This window comes from Candidatus Eremiobacteraceae bacterium, assembly GCA_036511855.1.
Lineage (GTDB): Bacteria > Vulcanimicrobiota > Vulcanimicrobiia > Eremiobacterales > Eremiobacteraceae > JABCYQ01.
In genome coordinates, this window is sequence record DATCBN010000050.1 from 64793 (window position 1) to 73021 (window position 8229).

General features: G+C 62.8%; 4 protein-coding genes. All 4 read right to left on the bottom strand.

Annotated elements, in window-relative coordinates; translation table 11 throughout:
- Positions 1-20: 20 nt before the first annotated feature.
- Positions 21-1448 (bottom strand): APC family permease, encoded by a 1428-nt coding sequence (locus VII69_07670; protein HEY5094974.1) that lies wholly within the window; start codon positions 1446-1448, stop codon positions 21-23.
- A gap of 1 nt (position 1449) precedes the next feature.
- The gene (locus VII69_07675) at positions 1450-3051 is read right to left on the bottom strand and encodes an NAD(P)/FAD-dependent oxidoreductase (protein ID HEY5094975.1); all 1602 of its coding nucleotides are present in this window, start codon (positions 3049-3051) and stop codon (positions 1450-1452) included.
- A gap of 34 nt (positions 3052-3085) precedes the next feature.
- Positions 3086-6565, bottom strand: a complete 3480-nt coding sequence (locus VII69_07680) for a TonB-dependent receptor (protein ID HEY5094976.1) — start codon at positions 6563-6565, stop codon at positions 3086-3088.
- A gap of 95 nt (positions 6566-6660) precedes the next feature.
- Positions 6661-8229: PucR family transcriptional regulator ligand-binding domain-containing protein (locus tag VII69_07685; protein HEY5094977.1), on the bottom strand; the 1569-nt coding region annotated here is incomplete at its 5' end.

Sequence of the window (8229 nt, forward strand, 5' to 3'; positions counted from 1 at the left end):
CGTGTGCGGCGGCGGCGGCCCTATGAGGATTCGTTCTGCGCCTGCAAATCGGCTTGGATCGCGCGGATGACCGCCGGTCTTGCGATCGCAAGATAGATGAAGCGCGCCGAGCCGATCACAAGCAGCCCGAGCAAGACATACGGTAGAACGTTGTATGGCGCGGCCGGGACCGGCCAGAAACTGGCGACGATAGGCAACGCGAGCGCGAGCACCGTTATCGCGGCGATCGATATCGCGCTGACGGTCGATTCGCCGCGCTTGCGCAAGTAGATCGGCGCCGCGACGGAGACCAAGACGTACGCGAACAGCACGGCGAGCGTACCGATCGATCCGAGATAGCCGAAGATATCGATGAGCGCCGTGTGGCGCAAGTACATGGCAAGCGGCACTGCGAGCACGATGAGCGACGAGAGGCTCACCGCGATATGCGGCGTGGCATGACTCTCGTGGACGTTGCCGGCGGATTCGTGGAACAATCCGTGGCGCGCCATCGCGAACAAGACGCGCGAACCCGAATTGATGCATGCCAAGATGCATGCGAAGAAACTGGTGGCCGCGCCGGCAGCGATGACGATGCCGAACGCGGGAATGCCCGCGAGCCTTGCGAGGATGCTGAGCGGCGCATTGGCCTGGTCGAGTGGCGTCGCCTGGCCGTGGAATGCCATCACCAGCGTGTACGACGTGAGGATGAACAGCACGCCCACCGCGATGACGGTGCCCATGACCGCACGCGGTATCGTCCGCAGCGGATCTTTTGCTTCGTGCCCGAGCGCGGTGGCACTCTCGAAACCCACGTAGCTGAAGACGGCGAGCACAAGCCCCTGCCGGAAACCGGCGGCGTTCATGCCGCTCAACGTCAGCTGGGCCGGATCGATAACCCGGCCGCTCTTGAGAAAATACGCGGCGACCAATACAAGGATCAAGCCGACCGATGCGAATTCGAGTACGAGCATCAACTGCGCCGAGAGCTTTATGTCTCGGTACGCGACGTACCACGCGCCAAATCCACCCGCGAGAATGGCGAGAAGCGCGACGACGGACACGTCTTGTCCGAGACCCGCGGCTTGGGCCAGCACGGAGATGTAGTTCGCAAATGCCGCGACCACCGAGCCGCCGATGATGAGGTAGGCGATCACGAGCGACCATCCGGTGATCACGCCGCCGACGGGTCCCATGCCTTGAGCGACAAAGGTGTACAACGATCCGGGCGATGCGGAGCGGCGCGCGAATTGGTTGACGTTCAGCGTGACCAGCACGAGCGCGATCGTGGAGAACACGTACGCGAGCCACGTGCCGTTGCCGGTATATCCGAAGATGACCGGCACGACCAGCGCAGGCGTCGCGGTGGGCGCGACGTTTGCGACCGATTGCGCCGTCACTTCCCAAAGCGAGAGGCGGTCGCGGCGCAGACCCGATTCGGCGTTGCCGCGGATCGCCTCGGTGGCCACCCTAAATGCCGCTCGCGGCGGCGCTGTGACCAAGTATTTCGCCGGCGGCCGCCTCGCCCGTGGCCACCGCGCCGTTCATGAAGCCCTGGAAGTTGACGGCCGTGTGCTCACCGCAGAAATGCACGTTCGCCTGGCGCGCTCGTTCGTAGCCTGCGATGGTCGTGCATTGGCCGACAGACCAATATGTGTACGATCCCTTGTGCCAGCGGTCGCCCGTCCAATAATCCATGAACGCTTTGCCGTTCCACGATTTCGTGATGCCGGGATAGAGCGGTTCCAAACCTGCGAGTTGTTTGCGTGCGACGTCGGGCGACGCGGGCGCGAACGATGCCGGCCCGAACGACGCACCCACCTTGCCGCCGGTGTAGAATTCGAGGATGCCGCTCGCTCCCGTTTGGCCGCGGCTTGAATCGATCGTCTGCTGATAGCCGGTGTCGGCATACGTGAAGCCGTTGTATCCAGCGTCGAGCCAGGGCCTGCCGTGGAACTGCATGTAGATCTTGGTGTTGGTCCCGAGCTCTAACTCATTGATCGCTTTCATCTTGCGTGCGTCAAAGCCGGCTTTCGTGAGATCGACCCTTCGCAGCGTCCGAAACGGCAGCGCAAGCACGACGTGATCCGCTTTCACGTCGAACGTCTGCATGTGAGATTCGAACGTGCAGACGTACGATCCGTCGGTCCGCTTGTCGAGCGCGATCAGCGCCGAGTTGGCGTGCAGCGCCCCTGCCGGCAATTTTTTGTTCAGCCGCGCGGCGATCTGATCGTTCCCGCCGATCACGCAGTAGCGCTCGTCGGTGCCCACAAGATAGAAACCGCCTTTGGGATTGTAGTTGGGCATGTATCCGAGCATGCCGATGAGCTCGAGCGAGGTCTGCGCCGATGCCTCGCCGCCGTTTTCGGTGGTGGCGTCGAGGTCGAGCAGCCAACCGATCTTCGATGACGTTCCGCCGGATATGTTCTTTTCGATCCATTCGCGAGCCGACATGAGATCGAGCGCCTTGCCGGCCGGCGTGTAGCGGTTGTAGACCGACGGATAGCCTGCGTCCGCCGCCGCTTTGATCTTCGGATACACCTCGGCGTAGTCGCGCAACATCTCCTTAAACGTGTAGCGCTCGCCCCTCACATAGTAGAGCTCTTCCGTGCCATGCTTTTGTGCGGCCCGGACGTCCACGAGTTCGAGCCCCAATTCTGCTGCGAGCTTGCGGATGGCCGTGTGCTCGCTCGAGATGAACTCGCCGCCGTTCTCAACGGTCTGGCCATCGTCGAAGAAGTCGCGAAGCGTCCACGTGCGTCCGCCGACGCCGCTGTTCGCCTCGTAGACGCTTGCTGAGATGCCGGCTTGGTGAAGCCGGTACGCGCACGTGAGTCCGGCGAGGCCCGCGCCGACGATCACCACCCGCGGCGCGCTGCTCGCGACGGCTTGAAGCGGCCACGCCGATGAAGCGGCGAGCGCGGCGCCCGCGCCTGCGAGGAATGCGCCGCGGGGCAATGTCGGCGCCGTCTGCATCTCCGCGATCTCGTCGACCGGCATCCCGGTCTGCGAGGACGATAGATACGCCGCGTGCGCCCGGCGCAGCGCGCCTGTCAGGGGTGAGTGAGCCATCAGATCCTCGCGTGCATATTGGTGCCCAGGCGATCTACAGTTTGAACGTCATCTCCACTGTCGCCTGAACCGGGATCTTCTGGCCTTCCGCACCCACTTGCTGATTGTAGTACCAGTTGCCGTACGGGTATTTCAACTGCGCGGGCGGGTTCGCCACGAAGTTGCCGGCCGGAGCGAGCAAGTTCGACGCTAGCTGGGCGTAGACGCAGGTATTCGGCGCATCCCACGGTTCGCCGCGCTGCGAGCAGCTGTCGATCAAGTTCGCCAACGTGAGCGTGGCTTTGACGCGCGGCGTGACGTCGTAACCAAGCGCGAGATTCGCGGTGAGCCGCGCCGGCTCGCGAAACGCGCCCATGTTGTCGAACACGCCCGTGTACTTGTCCGGGATGAAGATGAAACTCGAACACGTGGTGGTGTCGGCTATGGTGCCGCTGGTCACGCCCGCGCACGACGTCGGGTTGTAGCCCGGCCACACGAGCGGCGAGCCGTACCAAGTGCCGGCGCTATACGTGAATGTGGGCGTCGCCGTGAATTTGTTGGCTTTGAAGCCGACGACGACCGAGGCGGTGAACGGCACATCGTAGCCGATGGCGCCGTTGAACGGCGATGGGATCAGATCGTACGGCGTGTAGTAGCCTTCGCGGTCGAGCAAAGGTTGCGGCCTGTTATTGAAATACGGATTGGTCACGATGACGCCGCCGTTATCATACGTCGCGGCGCCACCGCCGGCGGACGTGAACGAATTGTATTCCCGGATGCTGTTGTTGAGCAGATCGATGACGTTCTTGCCGTTCGGGAAGTTGCCATACTGGACGGTGGTATGGGTCCACGTCGCGGCGATCTGCAGCGCGATGCCGTCGTGGTCGAAGCTGCCTTTGTTGAAGGCGAATTCAACGCCGGTGGACTTCGCGTGCCCGGTGTTGATGCCGGCATCGACGCCCTGGCCGTTGAGGGCGATGTTCTGAAGCTGATTCTGCGTCGCCCGGTAAAACGGCGTGATCTTGAACGCCATGTCCGTGCCGTGCACGTGCTCCTCAAGCGAAAGATCGAAATTGTTCGACGTATCCGGATACACGGGGTGCACCGGCGTGTTGTATCCGAAGCCGACGAACTGGCCGATGAATCCCGGCAGATTCTGCTGGAACGTGTTGAACTCTTGATACGAGGTCGACGGCGGCCGCGCGTAGCGCCCGTACGACCCGCGCACGACCGTATCCGGCGAGAACTGATACGAAAATGCGAAGCGCGGTTGCGGCACGGTGAACGATTCGCTTGTGCCGGCGGTGTTGTGCATGGTTGAGGGCGTCGTGCCCGCCGGGCACGGCGAAGCAACGCCCGTCAGGGGATCGATCGTCCGTTGCAGCGCCCCGACCCCGGGATCGGTGCAGAATTCGCGATCGAATGCTTGGAACCAGAACGCGCGCGCCGGATACCCGGCTTCCAAGTCCTGCAGTTTGAAGCGGTAATTCTCCACCCGCACGCCGATGGTGAAGTTCAGTTTGTCGTTAGGCCGCCAGTTGTCGGTCGCCGACAATCCGGTGGTGTAAGGCACGACGTTGTCCACCTGGCCGTTGCGGCCGTTTTCGGTCATGATCCATTGCGCGTTCGCAAGCGCTGCGGGCGATCCGGGCGGCGCCGTGCCTGGCGTCAGACCATTTGCCTGACCGCTGGTGATATCGGTGATGTTGCCGAACGTCGGATTCCCAAGGTTTGGATTGCCGTTGGGGTCGTCGGTCGGATTGAAGCAACTGGTGTGAAACCCGGTGGTGAAGCTGTAGCAGTTGCCTCCGCTGTCCATATAGTTCGACTGCGCATTCGTAAAATAGCTGAAATTGTAGAAGCCGGCCGATGCGGTCTGCAGCTTACCGGTCTGATACGACGCCGTGAGGTTGATCAGGTGCTTCTCGCTCAATTGTTTCGAGAACGTCAGGTTGCCGCCGTACGTGTGATCGATCACTTCGTAGTCGGGCAACTGCCCGCCGAAGGTCTGTTGCGCGCTCACCGGACCGCTGATGAACCACCACGCGTACCGTGAATAGCCGAACACACGGAGATAGGTCTTGCTGTCGATGTTGCGTTGATATTGCAGCTTGGTGAGCCCGACGCCGTTGTCCGAACCTTCTCGTTCGGCCACCGGCAAGAGGTCGGTGAAGCCCGCGCGGTTTTGCGGCGAGTTGGGGAAGAGCGCAACCGATCCTTTGCTGGGGTCGGGCGCGGCCATCAGCTGGCCGCCATATGCGAATCCATCGAAGTACGGTATAGGGCCGCCGAACGTGGTGTCGGCGAAACCGTTGTTGCTGAGAAGCCCAAGGTCGTCCTCGGAGCCGTAGAATTTCTGCAAGATGTCGCCGTACATATACAGCACTTGAAGGTCGTCTTTTCCGGTGTCGTTGTGGTGGCCGACTTTGTAGTGAAAATTAAGCAGCGTTTCGTGATCGACGGTCTGCCCGATCGCGTTCGAATTGCCCGGTGCGAAGATCGGCGTACCGGACCCGTCGTAGACGCACGGCGCGACGGCGCAGAAGGAATTTCCGTTGACGTCGATCGCGTCGTTGCCGTTGTGCGACGGGATGTACAGTGGATAGAAGAAAAGCGGATTGCCCACGCCGTTGTCCTGATTGGCGTAACGGTACGCTTGGCTGATGACGGCGGTGGCGATGTAGTAGCTCATGTTGCGGTCGGGCGTGGCGCCGCCGTACTCGAAGACCCCCTTGTCGTACAGAGTGGGTCCACCGATGCCGCCGATGAAATTGGCGTAACCCGGATAGGTGCCGCTCTTGATGACCTGATTCACGTAGCCGGCTAGTCCGGAAGCGTCGGCCGAAGCCGGCGTGCCGCCGGTGTACACTTGAACTTCTTGATTGCCCAGGCTCGTGAGCGTGGCCACGGCTGCGGAGTCGGATTGCCTGGTGACCGGGATGCCGTCCACTTCGTACGCTACTTGATCGTAATCGCCGCCGCGGATGAACACGCTTTGGTTCCAGCCCTGCTGTCCTTGCGGGTACACGACGCCGGGCGCGCTGGCGATCGCGCTGTACGCTTGATTGAGGCCACCGGATCCGGCAAGCGTCGCGGACGCCTTCTGTGCGGCCGCATTGATCGAGTACACATCGCTGGTCGTTCCTGGCCGGACGAGCGACGCTGTGGCTCTCGTGGACACCGTCGCGAGCGTGCGAACTTTTTGCTGGAGGTTCAACGTGACGCTGCGCGACTGATCGGAGATGACCGTGACGCCTTGCAGGGTCGCGATATCATATCCGTCCTTGCTCGCGGTCACGGTGTACGTATCGGGATTGAGCGATATGAAGCTGAAGAATCCGCTCGTGTCGGTCACGACCGTTTCGGACTGAGACGGCGATGAGGCCGAGATCTTCACGGCCGCGATGGGCGCACCCGACGCGACGTCGACCGCTCTGCCGCGCAGCGTTCCCGTTGTGCCGGCGCCCGCGGGTGCGGACGGTACGGCGATCAACGCGCACAACGCAATGGCGATGACCAAGCGTTTATACAACACGAGCAATCCCCCCGGCAAGCGTTAAGGCGGAGTATGGTTCTGAGTGTACGCGCATCGGGTCCCTTCGCCTATGTTCGGCCGCGACAAATTTCAGGCTAGTTGTTATGGAGAAAGTCTAAGATTCTGGTCGCAAGCTGGAAGCGAAATCGGATCTCTGAATCGTCGAGCTTGATTTTCAAAATCTCGACGGCGCGGTTGAGCCGGTAGCGAAGGGTGTTCGGATGGATGCCGAGCGTCTCGGCCGTTTGGCGGAAATTGAATCCGGTGCGCGCGTAGGTCAGTAGGACCCGTTTGAGCATCTCTCCGTTTTTGTGGACCTGCAGCGGTCCGAAGAGATCGTCGATGAACGCAGTCCGAGCGCCGGCATCACCCATGAGCACGCGCGGAACAAGCGCATCTTCGAAGCGCCGGATATTGGAAGCGTCGCGGTAGCTGAGCAGCGATTGCGCTTCCCGGTAGCTGCGCCGCGCGCCTTGCGCGCCCGTGTAGGCTCTGCCGAGCACGACCGTGATAGACTCGTCGCCGAGCGCGCGCCACGTGGCCGTGATGTCGACGCCGTCGGGCAGCAGGAAGGCGACGTAGTTGAGCGAGGTGGTCAAAAGCGGCCGGTGCCTGCCCGTCTGCAGCCGGTGCCGCAGCGCGCTCGCCGCCCGCTCGCGCCGCAGAAAACCTTCGCGCGTGAGCGGCAAGGGTTCGGGTATGACGGCGATGCCGATGCGGTGGAGGCCGCCCGGGTCGAATCCGAGCAGGCGCGCCCGCTCCACTGCCTGCGCGTCGTCTTCCTCCGCCTCCAGCAACGAGAGAAACGACGCATAGCCGAGCCGCGATTCCATACTGGAAAGTTCGCGCTGGTGCGCGACGTGGAGTGCGGCGACGAGCGCCGCATGTTCGGCCGCCCGGTTATCGAGCTCCGACAGTTTGACCTCGCCTTCGATGATCCAGACGAGACCGACGAGCTCGTCGCCCAACCGGATCGGGCAGACCACGCGCGCGCTCAGACCGATGTCCGGCATCGCCGGGATCCGCATCGGCCCTGCGCTTGCGAGAACGCCGGCGAGCAGTCCGGTGCGCTCCATCGTCTCCTGCATGATCGCCGGACTCTGCGCGCGCTCAAGCGTCTCGCGGCGCACGGGGTCGTCCTCGGTGCCATGCTCGTAAAATGCGAGCAGTTTTCCGGTCGGGTCTTCGAAGGTCACCGAGCGGTTGATCAGTTCACCGAGCGACCGCGCGAGATCATCGAGGTTGGTGCCGCTCGCCGCGCCCCGGGTGAGCGCCCGGTGGATCTCTTCGGAGCGTTCCAGCAACGTGTACTGTTCCGCGATGATCGCACGATGCAACTCTTCCGTTATCTGCGCGAACGGCACGTCGAAGGGGATTTCGAGCAACGGCAATCCGCGGCGGTCGGCTTCATCGCGCGCCGCGTCGGTGAAATGCTCGAGGTAGCGGGGGACCGCCAGCGCCATCGCGGCCAGGCCGCGATCAGTCAGGGTGCGGATCTGCGATCGTTGCGCGGCCTCATTGGGAGGCCACGCGAATCCGGTGGTAAGGAGCAATTGGCCGGGCCGGACCCAAGGGGCCGGCTCGGGCATGTCGATGACGTGGGCCCAGCGGACGTCCCGGTCGAGCCCGGACTCCCCGGCGACAACACGCGCGGACCGCATCGA

Bases quoted from the DNA above. Each gene is read 5' to 3' on its own strand.
- VII69_07675 (HEY5094975.1), bottom strand. From the start codon at position 3,051: ATGGCTCACTCACCCCTGACAGGCGCGCTGCGCCGGGCGCACGCGGCG.